Here is a 639-nt window from a genome sequence, read left to right as displayed (position 1 = left end):
GGATGCCCGCCGCGACTGGCAGGCACTGGGCGGCATTGCGCTCGACATTCAGCGTCTTTCCAAAATCAAGCCCGAGGCTAGGATCAGGCAGGCTGATGGCATCCTCTTCGCCTCCTATGCCACGCTGCGCAGCGGCACCGGCGAGAAGACCCGTCTCCAGCAATTGCTGGAATGGCTCACCCCGGATTTCGATGGCGTGATCCTGTTCGACGAGGCTCATGCGATGGGCGGTGTCGCAGGTGGTGAAGGACGGTTCGGTGCGACCAAGGGATCGCAGCAGGGCATCGTTGGCGTCGAATTGCAGAACCGCCTGCCGCGCGCCCGGGTTATCTATGCCTCGGCTACGGGGGCATCCGACGTGAACAATCTGGCCTATGCCGTCCGGCTTGGGCTGTGGGGCGAAGGCACGGCGTTCCCTGATCGCAACTCCTTTATCGCCCGCATCCGCGAGGGTGGCATTGCTGCCATGGAACTGGTCGCCCGCGAATTGAAGGCGATGGGCGTCTATACGGCGCGCGCGCTTTCCTACGCTGGCGTCGAATATAACATCCTGGAACACGCGCTAACCCCGCGCCAGATCGCGGATTTCGATGCCTATGCCGATGCCTGGGCGATCTTATGCGCAGCTGCGCATAAGAT

Annotated in this window: 1 protein-coding gene; it reads left to right on the top strand. The window is 62.4% G+C overall.

The features are described 5' to 3' along the window. Positions 1 to 639, top strand: a 639-nt coding sequence (locus tag Y88_RS18665; protein WP_040702690.1) for a strawberry notch family protein, incomplete at both ends; no start/stop codon positions are given.

This window comes from Novosphingobium nitrogenifigens DSM 19370 (assembly GCF_000192575.1).
In the GTDB taxonomy this organism is placed as follows: Bacteria; Pseudomonadota; Alphaproteobacteria; order Sphingomonadales; family Sphingomonadaceae; genus Novosphingobium; species Novosphingobium nitrogenifigens.
The sequence above is the reverse complement of the archived record's forward strand: the minus strand, read 5'-3'. Positions and strand labels throughout refer to the sequence as shown.